Origin of the sequence: Mesorhizobium sp. M4B.F.Ca.ET.143.01.1.1, assembly GCF_004792275.1 — a bacterium.
GTDB classification, from domain to species: Bacteria; Pseudomonadota; Alphaproteobacteria; order Rhizobiales; family Rhizobiaceae; genus Mesorhizobium; species Mesorhizobium abyssinicae.
On record NZ_SRSR01000004.1, the window covers coordinates 139,379 to 159,235 of the forward strand.

A 19,857-nucleotide genomic window follows, 5' to 3' on the forward strand; every position below is an offset into this window, starting at 1 on the left:
CAAGGGGACATGGGCGATTCCTTCCATCTTTCGACGGCCGACCTCGCGGCGCTGGCCTTCTTCCTCATCGTCTGGGTGCTGCATACACTGGCCTCCGACGGCAGACTGGTCAGCCGCGTCTCGTTGACGACGGCGATGAACGCCCAGCGCGCGACCTGGATGCGAACCATGGCCGAGCGCGAGATCCGTATCGTCGACACCGCCATCATGACCGGTCTGCAGCAAGGCACCGCCTTCTTCGCATCCTCCTCGCTGATCGCGCTTGGCGGCTGTTTCGCGCTGCTCGGCGCCTCCGACCAGGTGCTTACGGTGCTGAGCGACCTGCCGCTGAGCGCGACCTCTTCGCGCGAGGCTTTCCAGATGAAGGTTTTCGGCCTGGTGCTGATCCTGGCCTTCGCCTTCTTCAAGTTCGGCTGGGCCTACCGTCTGTTCAACTACTGCTCGATCCTGATCGGCGCGGTGCCGATCCCGTACGGCGAGGCTTCGCGCAATCCGGTCACCGAGACGGCGGTCTGGCGCGCGACGCGCATGAACATGCTGGCCGGCAAGCATTTCAATTCCGGCCTGCGCGCGGTCTTCTTCTCGATCGGCTATCTCGGCTGGTTCATCGACCCGGTGATTTTCGTGCTGTCGACGCTGCTGCTGCTGGCGGTGCTGGTCCGGCGCCAGTTCTTCTCTGCGGCCAGGGAGGCGGTCCTCGGTCAGCCGCCCGGGAAGGGCCGGTCGATGCGGCCGGACAGCCAGTAAGCGGCAAGCCCGATCCATTCGCGGATCGCCATGGTTGCCACCTGCAGCGAATCGGCCGGGTTGTCGCGGAACAGGCCGATGCCTTCCTTGCCCGAGGTGCGGTAATCCACCGGCCATGGGATGGTCGGGAAGCCAGCCTTGTCGAACAGCGCCTTGGCGCGCGGCATGTGGAAGGCCGAGGTCACCAGCAGCCAGGTCTCGCCCGCCTTCGGCGCCACCATCTGCCTGGTGAAGACGGCGTTCTCATAGGTGTTGCGCGACTTGTTCTCGAGGATCAGCCGATCGGCGCCGACGCCGAGCGCGCCAAGCAGGCGCGGCGCGGTGTCGGCATCGCCCTCGCCGTCCAGGAACAGTTCTCCGGTCCCGCCGGATACCACCACCTTGGCCTGTGGGAACCGCCGGGCGAGGATCGCGGTCTCGACCATGCGGTCGCCGCCACTGTTCAACTCATAGCCGCCGCGTGCGAGGTTGATGGCGCCCTCGAAGCCGCCGCCGAGCACGACGATGCCGTCGACTTTTTGCGGCGGCGACGGTTTGGCAAAGCGCTCCTCCAGCGGGTTGAGCATCATCGCGCCAAGCGACGTCCAGGCCGAAAGGGCGAGGATCAGGAAGGCGAGCACGCTACCGGTGGCGGCCAGCCGCCGACGGCCGAACACTACCGCGAGCAGGCCTGCCAGCAGCAGGAAGATCGCCAGGTTGAGCGGCTGGATGAAGAACCAGAAAATCTTGGAAAGATAGAAGAACATCCCTCACCCCATTACAGCGCCGCGCGCCCCCTGGACGCGCAAAGGACGCTGTAACACTTTGATCTTGCGCACGTTCCTTTCCGAAAATCGATTCCGATTCTCGGAGCCACGAGCTAGATGAGGGATGACCCTACCACCACTTTTCCGGCTGAAATGTGCCGGCCGCCTGCTCGATGACATGCGCCGTCTGGAACAGCGTCTCCTCGTCGAAGGGACGACCGATGAGCTGCAGGCCGAGCGGCAGGCCCTTGGCGTCGAGACCGGCGGGTACGCTGATGCCCGGCAGGCCGGCCATGTTGACGGTCACCGTGAAGATGTCGTTGAGGTACATCTTGACCGGATCCGACGCCATGTCCTCGTCGGCAACGCCGAAGGCGGCCGACGGCGTTGCAGGCGTCAGGATGACATCGACGCCAGCGGCAAAGACGTTCTCGAAGTCGCGCTTGATCAGGGTGCGGACCTTCTGCGCCTGCAGGTAGTAGGCATCGTAATAGCCGGCCGACAGCACATAGGTGCCGATCATGATGCGGCGCTTGACCTCGCGGCCGAAGCCGGCGGCGCGGGTCTTCTCGTACATGTCGACGATGTCCTTGCCCGGCACGCGCAGCCCGTAGCGGACGCCGTCATAGCGGGCGAGGTTCGAAGAGGCCTCGGCCGGCGCCACGATGTAATAGGCCGGCAGCGCGTATTTGGTGTGCGGCAGCGAGATGTCGACGATCTCGGCGCCGGCTTCCTTCAGCCAGGCAATGCCCTTCTGCCACAGAGCTTCGATGTCCTGCGGCATGCCGTCGACGCGGTATTCCTTCGGAATGCCGACCTTCATGCCCTTGATCGGTTTACCGATCGCGGCCTCGTAGTCCGGCACCGGACGATCGACCGACGTGGTGTCCCTCGGGTCGACGGAGGCCATCGACTTCAACAGGATCGCGGCGTCGCGCACGTCGCGCGCGATCGGGCCGGCCTGGTCCAGCGACGAGGCAAAAGCGACAATGCCCCAGCGCGAGCAGCGGCCGTAGGTCGGCTTGATGCCAACCGTGCCGGTGAAAGCCGCCGGCTGGCGGATCGAGCCTCCGGTGTCGGTGGCGGTGGCGCCGGCGCAAAGGAAAGCCGACACTGCGGAAGCCGATCCGCCGGACGAACCGCCCGGCACGAGCTGGGCATTGTCCAGCGTGCGCTGGGTTTTCGCGCCGCCGGCCGAGACGAAGCCGCCATCGCCCTGATGCGTGGTCGGCATCACCACCGTATCGAGGCGCGAGCGCCGCCACGGATTGATGACCGGACCGTAGTAGGAGGTCTCGTTGGACGAGCCCATGGCGAACTCGTCCATGTTGAGCTTGCCCAGCATGACGGCGCCGTCAGCCCACAGATTGGCGGTGACGGTTGATTCGTAGCGCGGCTCGAAGCCATCCAGCACGTGGCTGCAGGCCTGGGTGTGGACGCCCTTGGTGCCGAACAGGTCCTTGATGCCGAGCGGAATGCCTTCCAGCGCCCCGCCCTCGCCCCTGGCGAGCTTGGCGTCGGAGGCCTTGGCCATGTCGCGCGCCTTGTCGCCGGTGACGGTGACATAGGCATTGAGCACCGGATTGGCGCGCTCGATCGCCTGGAGATAGGCCTCGGTGATCTCGGCCGCGGTGATCTCCTTGCCGCGCAGCCTGGCGCGGGCCTCGGAAATCGTCAGATGTGTCAGGTCGCTCATCAGGCAAGGCTCTTTTCGTAAAACACCGACCACTCGGAGTCGGGATAATCCAGCACCGGGCCGCAGCGCGAGAATCCGGCGCGTTCATAGACGGTCCAGGCGGCGGGGTGGCGGTCTCCGGTTTCCAGCACAAGGCGCTTCATCCCCTCGCCACGCGCCAGCGCCTCGACCCGTTCAACGATTTTCGCGCCGATCTTCTGGCCGCGATGCGAGGGCCTGGTGTACATGCGCTTGACCTCGCCAACGGCGCCGTCATGACGCTTCAGCGCGCCGCAGCCGATGGCAAGACCATTGTCGCGGGCGACGAAGACGGTGGTGTCCTTGCCTGCCATCTGCTCGACGGTCATGTGGTAGCAGTGTTCTGGCGGCGTCAGTTCGAGCAGCGTCGCGTTGAGCTCCTCGACCAGCGTGCGCACATCGTCCTGCAAGGCGGTCTCGACGGCGATCTCGATTGCCATCGGCCGGTTACTCCACGACCTTCGGAACGAGGAAGAAGTTCTCTTCGGTGGCCGGCGCGTTGGCGACGATGTCGGAGGCCTTGTTGCCGTCGGTCACGATATCCAGCCGCTTCTTCATCTCCATCGGCGTCACCGATGTCATCGGCTCGACGCCGGAAACGTCGACCTCGTTCAATTGCTCGACGAAGCCGAGGATGGTGTTCAGTTCGCCGGTCATGCGCTCGGCGTCCTCCTCGCTCACTGCAATGCGGGCAAGGTGCGCGACACGCTTCACTGTCTGAAGATCAACGGACATTTCTGTTGCCTCTGGAAAACCAGCGCTATAGCGGCGCCGCGCGCGCCGCGCAACCTGCATCGTCGCGCGCGGATGGCCGAGATCTGGGCTTAAGGCGGCGTCACGCCTTCGCAGAGGAAATAGCTGCCGCTGTTGCCGGCCTGCTCGCTTTCGTCGTCGACCGGGCGGACCGATACAAGATCGAGCTGCTTTGGGCTCATCTGCGTTACCGACAGCACATCGGGAAAGACAAAGCCCGGCTCCTGGCAGATGGCGGTGACCGCCCAGCTCGGCGAGCGTGTCGCCTTGGTGACCTGAAGGAACTCGCAATTGTATTCGACGCCTTGCAGGCCGTGGGCCGACAAAACGATGTTGCCGGCCTCGATCACATCCTGCAGCTTGCCCTTCTTGGCCTGCGCGCACAGCTCTTCGGATTGCAGGTAGACACCGTCGATGAAGTCCTCCGCCGCCGGCGCGGGAGAAGCGGCAACCAGCATCGAAACGCAAAGTGTCTGCCTCAAAGCCATGATTTCATTCCATTTCTCTCATGAATGATCTCGGCGCGACGCGCCTCTCGGCCCTATATCGTGATGGTCTGGCCGATTGCCGGCAAGGCCACTTTCACACCTGAGCCCTCCATTCCCGCGACGAATTTGTCGGCGGTCTGGTCGATGATCGGAAAGGTGCCGAAATGACAGGGCACGACTGTGTCGAAATGGAAGAAGCGCCGGCAGGCGAGCGCCGCCACCGCGCCGCCCATGGTGAAACGGTCGCCGATCGGCACGAGGCCGATCTTCGGCTCATGCAGTTCGTTGATCAGCGCCATGTCGGAGAAGATGTCGGTGTCGCCCATATGGTAGAGCGTCTTGTCCTCCGCGAAATGCAGGACCAGACCGCCGGGATTGCCGAGATAGGTGTTGGCGCCGCCCTCGCCGCCGAAGGACGATGAGTGCAGCGCCTGGACGAAAGTGGTGGTGAAGGCGCCGCAATCGACGGTGCCGCCGATATTGCCGGGATTGATCCTGCTGCCGTTGGCGCCTTGGCCGACCAGATACATGCAGATTTCGTAATTGGCGACCAGCATGGCGCCGCTCTTCTTCAGCACCTCCAGCGCGCCGCTGACATGGTCGTTGTGGCCATGCGTCAGGAGCACATGGGTCACCCCTTCGGCCGGTCCTTCCCAGCCGCCCGTCCAGGACGGATTGCCGACCAGATAGGGGTCGATCAGGATATTGGCTCCCGCCGTCTCGACGCGGAACGCCGAATGTCCATACCAGGTCAGTTTCATCAACGACTTCCTCGATTTTTGTTGCGCCAGAGGATAGAACGCCTCCGGCAAAATTAAAGTGCCATCACATTCGGTGCGTCAAGAAGGATGCGCCGCAACGTGCGTCTGAAGGAAAGCCGCTTGGGCATCATATCGATCGAGGACTTGCCGGCGCGCCTCGTCGGCGGCAGGACGCTCGCCGGGCTCGACCTCGGCGACAAGACGATTGGCGTGGCGGTCTCCGACCGGGGCCTGGCCTTCGCCCATCCGCGCCCCGTCATCATGCGGCGGAAATTCTCGCTCGACGCGGCGCTGCTGCTCGCGCAGCTGGAGAAGGACAATGTCGGCGCGATAGCGCTCGGCCTGCCGGTCAACATGGACGGTTCGGAAGGCCCGCGCGCGCAGAAATCGCGCGCTTTTGTGCGCAACATGGCTGCCCTGTCGGACCTTCCCTTCGTGCTTTGGGACGAGAGGCTGTCGACGGTCGCGGCCGAGCGGACGCTGATCGAAATGGATTTTTCGCGCAGGAAGCGTGCCGGCAAGATCGATTCGGCGGCGGCCGCCTTTATTCTGCAGGGAGTACTGGACCGGCTTCAGTCGCTCGGTCCAGACGCTCTTGCGGAACCGGATTCCCCCAGCGGGTCCTGACCCAGGCGGCGATGTTGCGGCGGCGTCGGAACGCCCACAGCGCCATCAGCAGGAAGCTGTCGAAGACGCAGGCCTTGGCCACGATGCCGGGAATGAGCGCCGGATCGATGCCCAGCATCTCGCCGTAAAGCTGGAATACCAGGTCGTGCAGCGGGCGGCTCAGCATCACATAGCCGAAATTCATGTCGTTGAGCGACAGGAAGAACCAGCCCCAGAACAGGAGCAGCGGAGCAGCCCAGAGCGCGAACAGCGTGCGCATCAGCGGCCATCCCTCGAATTCGCTTCCGGCCGCCCGGAAATGCGTGACAGCAGTGAACTGTGCGCGGCGCCTCGTGCCATGACATGGGCGGTCGCGCGGACTTCGGTGTCAGCCGCAAACGCCTCGACCCGCGCCGTGCGCTGCTCGGCCAGCACCGCGACATAGGATGCGAGCAGCGCGGTCAGTTGCACGGCGACGACCATGAACAGTCCGTCGATGCCTTGCGCCGCGCCGCCGACCAGAACCAGCGACAGCACGGCAGAGGCGGAAATGAAGGCGATGCGCACGACACTGTCCGTGGCGTCGGGACTGGCCGCTATGTTGATCAGCGTCTCGACGAAGGCCCAGCAGAACAGCACCGCCACCACCAACAGCGCGATCGCCAGCGGCGCCACGATGGCGGCGTTCTCCAGTCCGGTGATGCGGCCGTTTTCGACCTCAAGGCCGAGCACCGCAAGGGCCGCGGCGACGCCGCGATTGCCGTCGATGCAGATATACGCCAGCAGGGCGAAAACGATCGCCCAGTGCAAGGCCAGAAAGGAGGTCAATACGTGCCGCATGGCGTTCCTGCTTCGCAGGGCAAGGAACGGCATGGTTAACCAATCCTTGCTCCGGTGAGAACAGTGGGCCCTGCGGGTCGCCGCCGCAATGGAAACCATTCGTTAAGGTTAACGTGTATCCACAGGCTACGCGAGGGCCTGGCGGAGTTCGCTCAGTTCACCGGCGGATAGAGCGTGTCGACGATCATGCGCGCATCGTGGCGCGAATCGAGCATGCCATAGGTGTTGCGCCATTGGCCGGCGAGACGCGTCTCGACGAAGGCGTCGGCGATCCGCCCTGCCCCCAACCGGCGAAGCTCGGCTGCCGCCGCCGACAGCGCCAGTTGCTCGGTAAGCAGGCGCGCCGAACCCTCGTCGGTCGCCGCCACCTGCATGGCCGCCTTGAGCACGCCGATGGTGCCGCGGCCGCCGGCGCCGAGATCGCGGTCGATGCCGGCGAGCACCTCCTCGAACAGGCCCGGCGCGCGGCCGAGCACGCGCAGCACGTCGAGCGCCATAACGTTGCCGGAGCCTTCCCAGACGGCGTTGACCGGCGCCTCGCGATAGTAGCGGGCAAGCGGCGCCTCCTCGACATAGCCATTGCCGCCGAGGCATTCCATGGCTTCGTAGAGCAGCGGCGGCGCGATCTTGCAGACCCAGTATTTGACCACCGGCGTCATGGCGCGGGCGAAGGCCGCCTCGCCGCGATCGCTCGCCGCCTCGTCGAAGGAACGCGCCAGGCGGAACGACAGCGCCGTGGCGGCTGCGACATCGAGCGCCATGTCGGCCAGCACGCGCTGCATCAGCGGCTGGTCGATCAGGTTGGCGCCGAACACCTGGCGATGGCGGGTGTGGTGAATGGCCTCGGCCAGCCCTGCCCGCATGATCGCGGACGAGGCGACCGCGCAATCGAGCCTGGTCAGCGTCACCATGTCCATGATCGTCTTCACGCCGGCGCCCGGCTCGCCGACCATCTCGCCGATGGCGTTGACGAACTCCACCTCCGAAGAGGCGTTTGAGCGGTTGCCGAGCTTGTCCTTCAGCCGCTGGAAGCGGAAGCCGTTGCCGGAGCCGTCGCCGAGGATGCGCGGGACGAGGAAGCAGGAAAGCCCCTCCGGCGCCTGCCCGAGCACCAGGAAGGCATCCGACATCGGCGCCGACATGAACCATTTGTGGCCGGTGAGTCGATAGAAACCGCTGCCGGCGCGTTCGGCCCTGGTGATGTTGGCGCGCACGTCGGTGCCGCCCTGCTTCTCGGTCATGCCCATGCCGAGCGTCAGCCCGGTCTTCTCGACCGGCGGCTTCTGGCTCTGGTCGTATTTGCGCGTGGTCACCCGCGGCGCCCATTCGCGGAACAGTTTCGGGCTCGCCATCAGCGCCGCCAGCGAGGCGCTGGTCATGGTGATCGGGCAGAGGTGCCCGGTCTCCAACTCGGCGGTGATATAGAAGCGCGCGGCCCGCACCTGGTGGCGGCGGCCGATCTCCGCGTCGCCGTTTTCCCAGACCGAGGAATGCAGTCCATTGGCGACGGAACGGCGCATCAGGGCATGGTAGGCAGGGTGGAACTCGACCTGATCGATGCGCCGGCCCTGGCGGTCATGCGTCCGGAGCTTCGGCGTCTCGACATTGGCGAGGCGGGCCAGTTCCTGCGCTTCCTGCGTCAGCACGAAACGGCCGAGCCCGTCGAGGTCCTTGCGCACCGGCTCGGAAAAGCGCTCGGCAAGCTGGATCAGCAACGGATCGCCCCGCCAGGCGTTGCCGCCCGTCAGCGGCGGCGGCTGGTTCGTCACGTCGTCGGTCACGCCCTGTCCCTATCATGCGAAGGCCACGAATCCGAAGCCATCGGGCCTTATAGCCCAAGCGATGCAAGGCGCGCGACGAAAATACCGGGGAGAACGGCCGCAATCCAAAGCTGGTGCTTGCGGCTGGGGACACCGCACCCTATAGCAGCGCCTTGAGATGACCGACGCTTCGTCCCTGCCGCTCTATCCCCATCGCCATCTTCTGGGCATCCGCGATCTTTCCCCCGCCGATATCGAGCTTTTGCTCGACCGGGCGGACCGGGCCGTCGCCATCTCGCGGCAACCCGAGAAGAAGACCTCGACGCTGCGCGGCCGCACCCAGATCAACCTCTTCTACGAAGCCTCGACCCGCACGCAGTCGTCTTTCGAGCTTGCCGGAAAAAGGCTCGGCGCCGATGTCATGAACATGTCGGTGGCAAGCTCTTCGGTGAAGAAGGGCGAGACGCTGATCGACACGGCGATGACGCTCAACGCGATGCGCCCGGATATCCTCATCATCCGCCACCAGTCTGCGGGCGCGGCGGCCCTTCTGGCGCAGAAGGTCGGCTGCTCCGTGGTCAATGCCGGCGACGGCGCGCACGAGCATCCGACGCAGGCGCTGCTCGACGCGCTGACCATCCGCCGCGCCAAGGGGCCGCTGTCGAAGCTGATCGTGGCGATCTGCGGCGACATCCTGCATTCGCGCGTCGCGCGTTCCAACATCATGCTCTTGAATGCGCTCGGCGCGCAGGTGCGCGTCGTCGCGCCCTCGACGCTGCTGCCGTCGGGCATCGACAGAATGGGCGTGATCGTCGCCCGCTCGATGGCCGAAGGGCTGAAGGACGCCGACGTGGTGATGATGCTGCGCCTGCAGCGCGAGCGCATGGAAGGCGCCTTCGTGCCGTCGATCCGCGAATACTTCCGCTACTTCGGCCTCGACGCCGAAAAGCTCAAGGCGGCCAAGGACGACGCGCTGGTCATGCATCCCGGCCCGATGAACCGCGGCGTCGAGATTGCGTCCGAAATCGCCGACGGCCCGCAGAGCGTCATCCAGGAACAGGTGGAGATGGGCGTCGCCGTGCGCATGGCGGTGATGGAAGCGCTGCTCGACCCGCGCCGCAACCACGAAGGGCGCGGCGCATGACGACAACGGTCTTCAGCAAGGCGCATGTCGTCGATCCCTCGCGCGGCATCGACGAGGTCGGCACGGTCATCGTCGACGGCAGGAAGATCGTCGCCGCCGGCAAGGCGGCGCTGAACCAGGGCGCGCCGGAAGGTGCCGTCGTCATCGACTGCGCCGGCAAGGCGATCATCCCCGGCCTCATCGACAGCCGCGTCTTCATAGGCGAGCCGGGCGGCGAGCATCGCGAGACGATCGCCTCGGCAAGCATCGCCGCGGCGGCCGGCGGCCTCACCTCCATCGTCATGATGCCCGACACCGATCCGGTGATCGACAATGTCGCGCTGGTCGAATTCGTGCTGCGCACCGCCAAGGATACGGCCAGCGTCAACATCTTCCCGGCGGCGGCGATCACCAAGGGGCTCGACGGCCGCGAGATGACCGAGTTCGGCCTGCTGCGCGAGGCCGGCGCCGTCGCCTTCACCGACGGGCGCCATACCATCGGCAACTCCCTGGTGATGCGCCGGGCGCTGACCTATGCCCGCGATTTCGGCGGCGTCATCGCGCATGAAACGCAGGACGCCGACCTCGCCTCGGCCGGCGTGATGAATGAGGGCCTCTATGCCAGCTGGCTCGGCCTTGCCGGCATTCCGCGCGAGGCGGAATCGATCCCGCTGGAGCGTGACCTCGCCCTGGCGCGGCTGACGCGCGGCGCCTATCACGCGGCCAAGATATCGACGGCGATGGCGGCCAATGCGGTGAGCCGGGCGAAAGCCGACGGCGCCAATGTCACGGCCGGCGTCGCCATCCACAATCTGTCGCTCAACGAGAACGACGTCGGCGAATACCGAACCTTCTTCCGGCTGACGCCGCCGCTGCGCGCCGAGGAGGATCGGCTGGCGATGATCGAGGCCGTGAAGGACGGTACCGTCGACATCATAGTTTCCTCGCACGATCCGCAGGACGTCGACACCAAGCGCCTCCCCTTCGCCGACGCCGCTGCCGGCGCGATCGGGCTCGAAACGCTGCTCAGCGCCGCGCTCCGTCTCTACCACAATGGCGATGTCCCGCTGCTCAGGCTGGTCGAGGTGCTGTCGACCGCACCGGCGAAACTGTTCGGCCTGCCCGGCGGCACGCTGAAGCCGGGCGCGATTGCCGACCTTGCGCTGGTCGATCTCGACGAACCTTGGATCGTCAGCGAGAGCGGCCTTCGCTCGCGCTCGAAGAACACCTGCTTCGAGGGCGCGCGGCTGCAAGGCAAGGTCTTGCAAACGATGGTATCGGGCCGCACAGTGTTTTCAATCTAGGCCGATGGCGGCATAGTCCGCCATTTCGTGCGGTGAAGGAAACGCGGGGGAAACAATGAGTTATGGCGGTATCCTGGCGCTGCTGTTCGGCTATCTGCTGGGCTCGATTCCGTTCGGCCTGCTGATCACCCGCGCGGCCGGCCTTGGGGACGTGCGCAAGATCGGCTCCGGCAATATCGGCGCCACCAATGTGCTGCGCACCGGCAACAAGGGGCTCGCCGCCGCAACGCTTCTGCTCGATGCGCTGAAGGGCACGGCGGCGGTGCTGATCGCCGGCCGCTTCGCGCCGGAGCTTGCGCTGTGGGCCGGTTTCGGCGCTTTTATCGGCCACCTCTTTCCGGCCTGGCTCGGCTTCAAGGGCGGCAAGGGCGTCGCCACCTACCTCGGCGTGCTGATCGGCCTTGCCTGGCAGGTGGCGCTGATCTTCGCCGTCGTCTGGCTCGCCGTCGCCTTCCTGTTCCGCTACTCCTCGCTCGCGGCGCTGACCGCTGCGGTCGCGGTGCCGATCGCGCTCTACTTCCTCAGCACGCCGGCGATTGCCGGACTGTTCGCGGTGATGAGCCTGATCGTCATCGTAAAACATCGCGCCAACATCTCGCGGCTTACCGCCGGCACCGAGGGCAAGATCGGGGCCAAGGGATGACCAAGCCCGCCGCCGGCCCGCGCCTCAGCGACCGGCAGCGGCTGAGCTGGCTTCGCCTGATCCGCACGCCGAATGTCGGTCCGGCCTCGTTCCGCGAACTGATCAACCGCTTCGGCTCCGCCGAGGCCGCGCTCGAAATGCTGCCCGAGTTGATGATCTCCGGCGGCGCCAGCCGCATCGTCCGTATTCCCACGGTGGCCGAGGCCGAAGCCGAGCTGGAGGCGGCGAGGCGGGCCGGCGGCCGTTTCGTCGGCATTGGCGAGGCAGACTATCCGCCCTTGCTGAAGAACATGGACAACCCGCCGCCCCTGCTTGCGGTGAAGGGCGAAGGTGCGGTCTTCCGTCTGCCGGCGGTCGCCATCGTCGGCGCCCGCAACGCCTCGCTCGCCGGCGTCAAGATGGCGCGGATGCTGGCGGCGGACCTTGGCCGCGACGGCTACGCGATCGTCTCCGGCCTGGCACGCGGCATCGATACGGCGGCGCACCAGGGCAGCCTCTCTACCGGCACTATCGGCGTGCTGGCCGGCGGGCTCGACATGCCCTACCCGCCCGAGAATGCCGGGCTCTGCAACGAGATCGCCGAGCGCGGCGGCGCCGTCGTCTCGGAAATGCCGTTCGGCTGGCAGCCGCGCGCGCAGGATTTTCCGCGCCGCAACCGGCTCGTCGCCGGCATGGCGCTGGGGCTGGTGGTGGTCGAAGCCGCGCAGCGCTCAGGCTCGCTGATCAGCGCCAGGCTGGCCGGCGAGATGGGCCGCCTGGTCTTCGCCGTGCCCGGCTCGCCGCTCGATCCGCGCGCGGCCGGCTCGAACGGCCTGCTCAAGGACGGCGCCACGCTGGTCACCGAAGCGGCCGATGTTGCCAGCGCCATCGCGCCGCTGGCTGGCGTGCGCGCGCCTAGGGTTGCGCCGCTGGCTGAGCCGCCCGACCTCTCGGCGACGCCGCCGCCGCGCGAGGATGATCGCGCCGGCGTGCTCGAGGCGCTCGGTCCGACACCGGTGGCGGTCGACGAGATCATCCGCCATACCGGCTTGAGCGCCGCGCAGGTGTCGATGGTGCTCCTGGAACTCGACCTCGCCGGCAGGATCGAGCGTCACGCCGGCGGCAATGTCTCGCTGGTCTTCGGAGAGGCTTGATCCTTGAAGCCTGTCGCCGGCGAGCAGTCGAAGCAAACACGGATCACACGCATGGCCGCTCTTGCCTGGGCGGGCTTGAGTGTCGTGCTGGCCCTGCAATGGTCCATGGACCTCAGCATGGTGGGTTTTCCGGACGGCTACATAACCCCGTTTGCAAAAACCACGCGCCCGCTCCTGGGGGTTCTGACGGCCGCTTGCATGGCTCAGGGTCTCTACTTCCTGTTCGCTGGCCTGCTCGGCAGAACGATGAGCGCGATCGGGCTCAGCCTGCGAATCCTGATCGCCGCCATCCTCACGGTGGCGCCGGTGTTGGTCGTAAAGGATTGCCCGCATTCCGCGACATGCAGCGCGGCCTATGAGGCGCTCACCAACACAATGATGGACGATGGGACGGGCGGCTAGGGCGGTTCAGCGTTTCATAGTCGCCGAACCGACCTAAGCTTTTGTTTTGACGCAATTCCGGACGGAAAACCGCTGCGCACTTTTCCTCGAATTGCTCTAGCGGAACAGATATTTGGACACTTCCGGGTTGCCGCGGCGCCACATCACATTGTCCAGGAAGTAATGATGGACGTTGATGAATATCAGCACGATGAAGAAGAACAGCGATGAGCCGAGGACCTGCCTGTCGTAGGGGATCAAGGCAGTCAGCACGAACGGGATCAGCCAGAAACCGAGATAGCCCAGCGCACCGCCTCCGACGATGAATCCGAGGACACGAAGCCGGTAGAGAGGGCCGAGAAACGACAGGATCTTCGGTTGCGGATCCTTTCCGGCATCCTGGCCGTCGCGCTCGACGTTGGTCTGATAGCGCCAGACCACCGCAAGGTACTGGAGCGAGTGGAGCGCGGGCACTACCAGCAGCCAGAGCGGGTTTATCCTCGCGATCAGGATCCAGAGGTAGAGCGATGCGACATACGCCACGATCCCATTGTACGGCAGGCCGCCGCCGTTCTTCCGCCAGCGGCTGGCCAGCATCAGAACCGTCGCCGCGGTGGATGCCAGGGCCACCAGCAGGGCAATGTCGGTGATCCACGAAGGGGCCGCGAATGTGTAATATTCCAGGCCATAGTATTTGCCCGCGGTGACCGCCGTGTTCGTCTGCAGCCAGGCCAGGATCCAGACGGCATAGCTGTTGACCAGCAGCACCTTCTTGTCCCGGTCGTCGAAGAATTTGCGCTTGAGCACGGCATCCACCATCAGCATGCCGTAGCCCTGCTTGACGTAGTGCCAGCCGACGAAGAAGAACATGGCGTTGGTCGCATATCCCAGCAGCCGTGTGTTCGCCGTCGCCGCGCCGTAGGCAAAGAAGGCGCTCATGATCAGGGGAACGGCGATGCCGGCGAAAATGTAGCGGATCCGGAGGCCCTTGTCGTATCCGTCGCCGCTCACCTTGCGCCCGAAATTGCGGTAGAAAATCTGATATGAGTGGGCGAAGTGGGGATAGTTTACCAGGTAGGCCACGAAGACCATCGTAGCGGCAACGAGGCCTTCGTATTCGAGCGGCACAAGAAACAGAAGCGGCAGGATGAGAAACGCGCTGCCGCCGAGCATAAGGAAGTCGGCGATCGGGCCGAACAGATATTTCTGGGGTTTCGCCACCGCGGGGGCCAGGGTGTCCGCCGAAAGGTGAAGTGCCATGTATCGCCTCCCTTGCGAACGCCGACTCTAGCCGCCGCCCCGTCTGGCGACAAGCTTGGCGCCGCCGGCCCACGCCCTCGTTGTGGATATCGAAGCCATCACGAGACGCGTTTCGGCGACTGCAGCTCGCGCCCCATCCTGGCTGCCTGAAAGATCGTCATCAAAACCAGGACAGGCTCGCCATCGGTCGGATTGATCATCAGGGCGACGCGGCCAAGCTCGTCGCTCATGGCACAGTTCCAGTCCTTGATCGCGATCACCTTTTTCTCGGACAATTATTGCCCTCCCCTGGCGCCCTTTTGTGCCCTTCCGCTGCGCACGAGCCGACTGTCGGAGAACTCCGGGATGTCCTTCAATCCGCATGATCCAGCAGTTTGGTGGTGATCGTGGCTTCGCGACGGTGTTCGGCATTGGCCCGATCGATGCCTTCCACGGTGATGGCGAAAGTCCCGTTTTCGGTCCTCGCTATCCAGCTCTTTGCCTTCAGATACCAGAGATGAAAATCCAGATGCTCCCGCGGGCAGCCTGACAGGCGTTCGAGCTCGTCATCGCCAATGCCTGGATTGTTGACGTCCTGGCGGCGCCTTACATAGAGAAGCGCCAGCAGTTTCGCCTGGATCACGACATCCCGCTCAAGCCCCTTGGTATTGCTGGCCTCCTCGGTCAGCTCACGGCGCAGGCCCAAATTGTCTCTGTACTGGATGTCGTACTGCGCGCGCTTGACCGGATCCTTGAGCGTGTTGTGGGCTTCCACGATTTCGCTGAAGCGTGAATCATCGCCGGTGTCCCGATTGTCGGGATGATAGCGCATGGCAAAATAACGAAATATCCGCTCAATCGTTTCCGAGTTGGCGTTCGGGCTGATTTCAAGAAGTTCGTAGTAGTCAGTGAACATTGGTGGTGCTGCCTCGAATCTACACCACTCCCCCGCGGTCAGCTTCGCGCAACTGGTACCCACATGCAAGCTCGCTTCCCGCGAGGGACTGGCTGGCGACCAGCGCCAACTGGCGCACGGCTACCTCTGTCCCGGTTCGGGACCAAAAGCTGGCACCTGTCTTGCGTCGGAGAGATTGCCGGGACACCTCCACCGGTCCTGATCGTGGGGTCGGGTTGTCAATCTCGCCGGGCCATGGGTTTGGGGTTTCATGCCCGGCGAGTCTTTCTTTCAACGGTCCAACAATGCTGAAGCTCCGCCGAAAGCCGCAACGCAACTATCCGGACAGCGATCGCTTCGGCGAGGACGGCCTGCGCCTCTATAGCGCCTACGAAGCGGCGAAGGTTCGACAGCGATTGCAACAAGGTGGGATGAAACGCATCCGGGCAGCCGCGATCGTCCTGGCCGCCATCGCTTTTGTGCTACTCGTGATCGCTTTCCAGCTGCCCGGCGGCTAAGGGCCAGGGCGCTCGCAGTTTGGGCTGGTGCCTCGATGGCGCCGGTTGGCGAGCTTTTAAGGCTCAATGGCTATCCGGCCAAGCTACCGGCGTCCCTGCCGGCGCTGACTCCTCGATTCAACGCTTGTAGCCGGTAGGTAGATCGGCCACTGCCAAGCGGTAGCTGCGCTCTACTGCCGAAGAATATCGGCCTTCGTTGGCCAGATTGTCCCATATGAAGAACACGGCCACGACGGCAAGGATCAATAGAACCGCTCGCATCGGAAAGCCTCCCTCATAGCGGCCCGGCACCCGCGGCGGGGTAGGCCAGTGAGGCCGGGCCTGACCGGTGGGCCTTGGTTGGGGGCGTCGCCGGCTGAGCTATTTTAGGCCATTTCATGCATCATTGCTAATTTAGTAAAATGCGTCATGTATTGCCTGGCCATCAGTAGACCGGGGCCTTGAGCTGATGCCAATCTGGGTAGCTCCTAGCGCTTCCCCTTCACCCTCATCTTGAGACCGTAAACACTGGTGGTCGCGGTGATGAAGAGCAGGTCGTTATCTTTGCCAGCAAAGGTCACATTGGTTGGCGTTTCCGGTACTTCGATACGTTCGATCCTTTTGCCCGTCCTATCGAACACCATCACGGCGAACTCGGTAAGATAGACATTGCCCTCCTCGTCGATGGTCATGCCGTCTGAACCGAAATCGCAGAAAAGACGTTTGTTCGTAAGCTCGCCGTCGGGATTTATGTCGTAGGCGTAGGTCTTGCCCGCGCCGTAGTCCCCCACGTAAAGCACCTTGCCGTCTGCCGTACCAATGATGCCGTTGGGCTTAAACAGGTCGTTCGTCACACGCGTAACGGTCTTGTGGTCGGGCGTGACAAAGTAGACGTTTTGCCCCTCCACCCTCGTACTTTGGTCGTGATCCGAATAGAAATCAGGGTCGGTAAAATAGATGCCGCCGTCTGGACGGATCCACAAGTCATTCGGGCCGTTGAATACCTTGCCGTCGAAGTTCGTCACAAGCACCGTGACTGTCTTGTCGGGTGCGATGGACCACAGTTCGCCCTTCTCGGGGGCAACGACGATCAGGTTGCCGACCTTGTCGAAATCGGTTCCGTTCGCACGTCCGGCTGGCTTGAGCCAGTCGGAGAATTTCCCGTCTGCCGCGCTCCATTCAACAATCCGGTTATTTGGGTCGTCGGTAAAGAACACATTGCCATCACCATCCGCCGCCGGGCCTTCGGTGAATGAATAGCCTTCAGCCAACTTTTCCAGCTTCGCACCTGGGGCGATGATAGGCGAATCCCCTGCGAAGGTGGAATCGGCTGTGAGCGACAGAACGGCGAGAAGGATGCTGAATGCTTTCATTGTTCGCATGATTTGCTCCTCCGGAAAAAACCACTTTGTGCCTCTGGAGACCGCCGAACAAGCCTTTCTGAAGCTTTGGCAAGCGATTGCTCTGGCGCAGCGGCCCGGCGGCCGGTGCGGCGAATTGGTTCGCAAGCGTCCGCTAATATATGGATAGCCTGTCGCCGAGCCGCCGTGTTAAATTAGGCGGACATGGCGAAGCTCTTTTTAATCGCGCTCACCGTCGCTCACAGCTGGTACACCGGCTACCACGATCCGGTCACCGGCTATGAATGCTGCGACGCCAAAAAGGACTGTGGGATCATCGCTCCGCGCTTTGTCGAGCCGTTGCCAGGTGGCGGTTTCAATGTCCGGACCGGATCCAAGTCCCGGTATTTCATCCCCAAGAACCGCGTTATAGAAAGCGAAGACAGCCAGTATCACATCTGCCTGTCCCCGCCGTTTTCTTATATTCGGTGCTTCTTTGCGCCCCGTACCGAAGCGAGCCGGGAGAGGTCGGCACTGGATCACTTCGAGTGAGTGTAATCAAGCTACAGCTAATATAGCTCGCTGCGCAGCCTCGCCGGGTGTAGGGTGCCTCGTGGTCCGACCTAAGGCCACGGACGATGGAGCATGCACGGAGCATAGCTATGCGTGGTTTGATCCTTGGCCTGGCTGCCCTCGTGGTCAACTCATCATTTGCGCAGGCAGCAGGCGACAGCATCGCCGGCCGGAAAGTCATGGTGCAATGCCAAATGTGCCACGGCACGGATGGCCTCGGCAAAATGTCTTACACGCCCAATATCGCCGGGCAGAAGTACGACTATCTGGTCCACGCGCTGATGGCTTACAAGGCCGGAGAGCGCAAGAGTTCAATGATGTCGCTGGTCGTCAAGAAGCTGAGCGACGAAGACATCGCCAATGCCGCGGCCTACTATGCCGCGATCAAGATTACCGTCGAAGTTCCGCCCTGATAAGGCACGATCCTGTCGCGCATTGACGTCTTGCGCTGCGCTGCCTGAAAAGCACCGCCGAAGAAACGTCTTCGAGTTTCGCCGCGAAACTTGCTCCCTCACGAGCGTGGCGGCCCAGCGGCCGGGGGTGTGGGTGGGGTGGCGCGACCGCCGGGCCTAACCGGCAAACAGCAAGTTTGGGGGACGTTTGTCGGCGGCCGCAATTATAGGCCGATATAACGGGATATAAAAGCAGAAGGTGGCCGACGCCTTGTTGGGGCGCACGGCCCGAGAGGGCGAACCTCTCATTATTTGATCTTTCTTGATTCCATAGGTCCCAGCCCAACAGACACGCTTCGCGCTCGCCCCTGACTAGATGATCGATCGCGCTGGACGCACGTCGCGAAGAACTTGCAGCAGCCCGTTAGCCTCGTGGGAATCCAGCTGCGTTCGTTTCAGGCGAAACGATATCTTTCTGAATTCGTTGATTAATGTGGTGAGCGCGATGGGATTCGAACCCATGACCTACTGATTAAAAGTCAGTTGCTCTACCGGCTGAGCTACGCGCTCCCGCGGGCTCGAATAAGGCCGCCCTCGAAATTGGGCGGAACATAGGGAGAGTGCATCGACCGGTCAACCGGAAAAACATGGCCTCCAGGCCGTGTCCGGCGCGGCATTGTGAGCCATGCGAGCGTGCGCGGCACAGCGCGCGAGTGGGTCGAAGGCTGGGCCTTGCATCCAAGCGCTGCTACCATCGGGGCGCATTCTGCAATCTGGACGGGAACGTGGGAACAATTGCCTACGTCACCCGTTTTTTTCCCACAAGGGACATCAACACCCTTCGAGGAGAAGAGCGATGAACAGGATCGCATCAAGCCTGCTGGCGGCCGCGCTGTCGGCTTCGTTCGTGGCAGCGGACGTCATGTCCGTGAATGCCCAGCCAATCTATGCGCCGCAGCCGCAAGGGCTTTCGTCTGATGTCCAGACCGTCCAGTACCAGGAGTGGCGACGGCACCGCACAATCTCGCGCAACCGCGTCTATTCGCGCAACGGTGACATGTACTGGAATGGCCATCGCGGCTATCGCGAATATCGCCGCGGCTATCGCCGCCATGGCGACTTCTGGTTCCCGCTGGCTGCCTTCGCGACCGGCGCGCTGATCACCGGCGCCATCGTCAACAGCAACCGGACCCGTGTCTATCGCGGCGGCGATGCGCATGTGCAGTGGTGCTACGACCGGTACCGGTCCTATCGCGCCTGGGACAACACGTTCCAGCCGTATAATGGCCCGCGTCAGCAGTGCTATTCGCCCTACTGACCTGATCATCGGAACACGGGAGGCTGCGAAGGCCCGTGCCGGCAACGGCACGGGCCTTTCGCGATATCCCTGTCGCAAAGGAAGAGATGCGCGAATCAGCTGGCCCAGCTGATGGTCTTGATAATCAGATACAAGCCTCCGCCCTCCCCGCGTGGGGAACGGTAGGCTCCGAGCGCTTCGCAAATTCGAACCATGGCGCCGGTCAGTTCCCAGCCCAGCGCCTCAAGGTCGTTGTTCGTATCGAGCACATAGGCCTGAGCCAGCTCGTCGATGCCTTTTTCCTCGCCGAAGGACCGAACCCGCTTGGCATCACCGAGAAGCTCGCCGGGCAGGTTTGAATTTGCCCAGGCCCACAGCCAGTTGTCGGCTTTGGCGCTCGTAGAGCCCGCAATCTGGATCTCGCTGACCACCTTGACGACGCCTTGGTCTGAAAACAGGAGCTTTCCTGCCTCCAGATCGTAGTCGTAGCGCGGCCAGCTGCCGAGGCGGAAATCCTTCTGCAAGCGGTCGTTCTTGGCGTTCAGCTGATCGAATGCCTCTTCGCGCCAGCCAGCATACCAGTCCGGATCCATCCCCTCTCGCCCCCAGTACTCAGCGCCTGATG

General features: G+C 63.7%; 25 protein-coding genes and 1 tRNA gene. 11 read left to right on the forward strand and 15 right to left on the reverse strand.

Annotated elements, in window-relative coordinates:
• Positions 1–9 precede the first annotated feature (9 nt).
• Entirely contained in the window at positions 10–747 is a 738-nt protein-coding gene (locus EN786_RS11300; RefSeq protein WP_127284613.1) for a DUF599 domain-containing protein, read from the forward strand.
• Here EN786_RS11300 and EN786_RS11305 read toward each other — a convergent pair.
• The 6 genes from EN786_RS11305 to EN786_RS11330 all read right to left on the reverse strand — a co-directional run bounded on the left by EN786_RS11305 (position 702) and on the right by EN786_RS11330 (position 5,209).
• Positions 702–1,493: a YdcF family protein gene (locus EN786_RS11305; protein ID WP_127310871.1), complete on the reverse strand. Its 792-nt coding sequence runs from the start codon at positions 1,491–1,493 to the stop codon at positions 702–704. The genes EN786_RS11300 and EN786_RS11305 overlap by 46 nt on opposite strands.
• A gap of 130 nt (positions 1,494–1,623) precedes the next feature.
• The gene (locus tag EN786_RS11310; RefSeq protein WP_127286213.1) at positions 1,624–3,189 is read right to left on the reverse strand and encodes an amidase family protein; all 1,566 of its coding nucleotides are present in this window, start codon (positions 3,187–3,189) and stop codon (positions 1,624–1,626) included.
• Entirely contained in the window at positions 3,189–3,647 is a 459-nt protein-coding gene (locus tag EN786_RS11315; RefSeq protein WP_127286214.1) for a GNAT family N-acetyltransferase, read from the reverse strand. Before EN786_RS11315 ends, EN786_RS11310 begins: the two co-directional genes overlap by 1 nt.
• Positions 3,648–3,654: 7 nt before the next feature.
• On the reverse strand, positions 3,655–3,942 hold the full coding sequence (gene gatC, locus EN786_RS11320; protein ID WP_127286215.1) for an Asp-tRNA(Asn)/Glu-tRNA(Gln) amidotransferase subunit GatC: 288 nt from the start codon (positions 3,940–3,942) through the stop codon (positions 3,655–3,657).
• An 89-nt stretch (positions 3,943–4,031) separates the two neighbouring features.
• Positions 4,032–4,448: a hypothetical protein gene (locus EN786_RS11325; RefSeq protein ID WP_127286216.1), complete on the reverse strand. Its 417-nt coding sequence runs from the start codon at positions 4,446–4,448 to the stop codon at positions 4,032–4,034.
• Between the two features lie 53 nt (positions 4,449–4,501).
• Positions 4,502–5,209: a metal-dependent hydrolase gene (locus EN786_RS11330; RefSeq protein WP_127286217.1), complete on the reverse strand. Its 708-nt coding sequence runs from the start codon at positions 5,207–5,209 to the stop codon at positions 4,502–4,504.
• A gap of 120 nt (positions 5,210–5,329) precedes the next feature.
• Here EN786_RS11330 and ruvX point away from each other — a divergent pair, with 120 nt between their 5' ends.
• Positions 5,330–5,836: a Holliday junction resolvase RuvX gene (ruvX, locus tag EN786_RS11335; RefSeq protein WP_127286218.1), complete on the forward strand. Its 507-nt coding sequence runs from the start codon at positions 5,330–5,332 to the stop codon at positions 5,834–5,836.
• On the opposite strand, the gene EN786_RS11340 is transcribed toward ruvX, so the two are convergent.
• From EN786_RS11340 to EN786_RS11350, 3 genes are all read right to left on the reverse strand, one after another.
• Positions 5,754–6,095, reverse strand: a complete 342-nt coding sequence (locus EN786_RS11340; protein ID WP_127310870.1) for a DUF6105 family protein — start codon at positions 6,093–6,095, stop codon at positions 5,754–5,756. The two genes, ruvX and EN786_RS11340, sit on opposite strands and share 83 nt — an antisense overlap.
• Positions 6,095–6,655, reverse strand: a complete 561-nt coding sequence (locus tag EN786_RS11345) for a hypothetical protein (RefSeq protein WP_127286220.1) — start codon at positions 6,653–6,655, stop codon at positions 6,095–6,097. The genes EN786_RS11340 and EN786_RS11345 overlap by 1 nt, the downstream gene beginning before the upstream one ends.
• Positions 6,656–6,807: 152 nt before the next feature.
• A complete protein-coding gene (locus tag EN786_RS11350) occupies positions 6,808–8,436 on the reverse strand; it encodes a DNA alkylation response protein (protein ID WP_135908359.1) in 1,629 nt (542 codons plus the stop codon).
• Between the two features lie 157 nt (positions 8,437–8,593).
• On the opposite strand from EN786_RS11350, the gene EN786_RS11355 reads away from it, so the two are divergent.
• The 5 genes from EN786_RS11355 to EN786_RS11375 are packed head-to-tail and all read left to right on the forward strand — an operon-like array spanning position 8,594 to position 13,020.
• The gene (locus EN786_RS11355; protein WP_126054689.1) at positions 8,594–9,559 is read left to right on the forward strand and encodes an aspartate carbamoyltransferase catalytic subunit; all 966 of its coding nucleotides are present in this window, start codon (positions 8,594–8,596) and stop codon (positions 9,557–9,559) included.
• Positions 9,556–10,842: a dihydroorotase gene (locus EN786_RS11360; RefSeq protein WP_135908361.1), complete on the forward strand. Its 1,287-nt coding sequence runs from the start codon at positions 9,556–9,558 to the stop codon at positions 10,840–10,842. The genes EN786_RS11355 and EN786_RS11360 overlap by 4 nt, the downstream gene beginning before the upstream one ends.
• A 55-nt stretch (positions 10,843–10,897) precedes the next feature.
• Complete coding sequence (gene plsY / locus EN786_RS11365; protein ID WP_127287357.1) at positions 10,898–11,485, forward strand: glycerol-3-phosphate 1-O-acyltransferase PlsY; 588 nt, start codon at positions 10,898–10,900, stop codon at positions 11,483–11,485.
• Positions 11,482–12,618, forward strand: coding sequence for a DNA-processing protein DprA (dprA, locus tag EN786_RS11370; RefSeq protein ID WP_135908363.1), 1,137 nt, complete (start codon positions 11,482–11,484; stop codon positions 12,616–12,618). Before plsY ends, dprA begins: the two co-directional genes overlap by 4 nt.
• A 3-nt stretch (positions 12,619–12,621) precedes the next feature.
• Positions 12,622–13,020 carry a hypothetical protein gene (locus EN786_RS11375; protein ID WP_245478419.1) on the forward strand — a complete coding sequence of 133 codons (399 nt, stop codon included), beginning with the start codon at positions 12,622–12,624 and terminating at the stop codon, positions 13,018–13,020.
• A 96-nt stretch (positions 13,021–13,116) separates the two neighbouring features.
• Here the strand turns inward: EN786_RS11375 and EN786_RS11380 are convergent, their stop codons facing one another.
• The 3 genes from EN786_RS11380 to EN786_RS11385 all read right to left on the reverse strand — a co-directional run bounded on the left by EN786_RS11380 (position 13,117) and on the right by EN786_RS11385 (position 15,154).
• On the reverse strand, positions 13,117–14,259 hold the full coding sequence (locus EN786_RS11380) for a hypothetical protein (protein ID WP_127311517.1): 1,143 nt from the start codon (positions 14,257–14,259) through the stop codon (positions 13,117–13,119).
• Between the two features lie 98 nt (positions 14,260–14,357).
• Positions 14,358–14,534 (reverse strand): hypothetical protein, encoded by a 177-nt coding sequence (locus EN786_RS37680; RefSeq protein ID WP_189340646.1) that lies wholly within the window; start codon positions 14,532–14,534, stop codon positions 14,358–14,360.
• Positions 14,535–14,611: 77 nt separating this feature from the next.
• Positions 14,612–15,154, reverse strand: coding sequence for a J domain-containing protein (locus EN786_RS11385; protein ID WP_127311516.1), 543 nt, complete (start codon positions 15,152–15,154; stop codon positions 14,612–14,614).
• Between the two features lie 284 nt (positions 15,155–15,438).
• Here EN786_RS11385 and EN786_RS11390 point away from each other — a divergent pair, with 284 nt between their 5' ends.
• Entirely contained in the window at positions 15,439–15,651 is a 213-nt protein-coding gene (locus tag EN786_RS11390) for a hypothetical protein (RefSeq protein WP_127311515.1), read from the forward strand.
• Between the two features lie 467 nt (positions 15,652–16,118).
• Here EN786_RS11390 and EN786_RS11395 read toward each other — a convergent pair whose 3' ends face one another.
• Positions 16,119–17,012, reverse strand: coding sequence for an SMP-30/gluconolactonase/LRE family protein (locus EN786_RS11395; RefSeq protein ID WP_210212324.1), 894 nt, complete (start codon positions 17,010–17,012; stop codon positions 16,119–16,121).
• Positions 17,013–17,195: 183 nt separating this feature from the next.
• Between EN786_RS11395 and EN786_RS11400 the strand changes: the two genes are divergently transcribed.
• Both EN786_RS11400 and EN786_RS11405 read left to right on the forward strand, forming a co-directional pair.
• Positions 17,196–17,522, forward strand: a complete 327-nt coding sequence (locus EN786_RS11400) for a hypothetical protein (protein ID WP_127311514.1) — start codon at positions 17,196–17,198, stop codon at positions 17,520–17,522.
• A gap of 110 nt (positions 17,523–17,632) precedes the next feature.
• Positions 17,633–17,956: a cytochrome c gene (locus tag EN786_RS11405; RefSeq protein WP_127311513.1), complete on the forward strand. Its 324-nt coding sequence runs from the start codon at positions 17,633–17,635 to the stop codon at positions 17,954–17,956.
• 473 nt (positions 17,957–18,429) lie between these two features.
• Here the strand turns inward: EN786_RS11405 and EN786_RS11410 are convergent.
• Positions 18,430–18,505: transfer RNA gene (locus tag EN786_RS11410), tRNA-Lys, on the reverse strand.
• Positions 18,506–18,791: 286 nt separating this feature from the next.
• Here EN786_RS11410 and EN786_RS11415 point away from each other — a divergent pair.
• Entirely contained in the window at positions 18,792–19,253 is a 462-nt protein-coding gene (locus EN786_RS11415; RefSeq protein ID WP_127311977.1) for a BA14K family protein, read from the forward strand.
• A gap of 95 nt (positions 19,254–19,348) precedes the next feature.
• On the opposite strand, the gene EN786_RS11420 is transcribed toward EN786_RS11415, so the two are convergent.
• Positions 19,349–19,825, reverse strand: coding sequence for a DUF6882 domain-containing protein (locus EN786_RS11420; RefSeq protein ID WP_127311978.1), 477 nt, complete (start codon positions 19,823–19,825; stop codon positions 19,349–19,351).
• Positions 19,826–19,857: the final 32 nt, after the last annotated feature.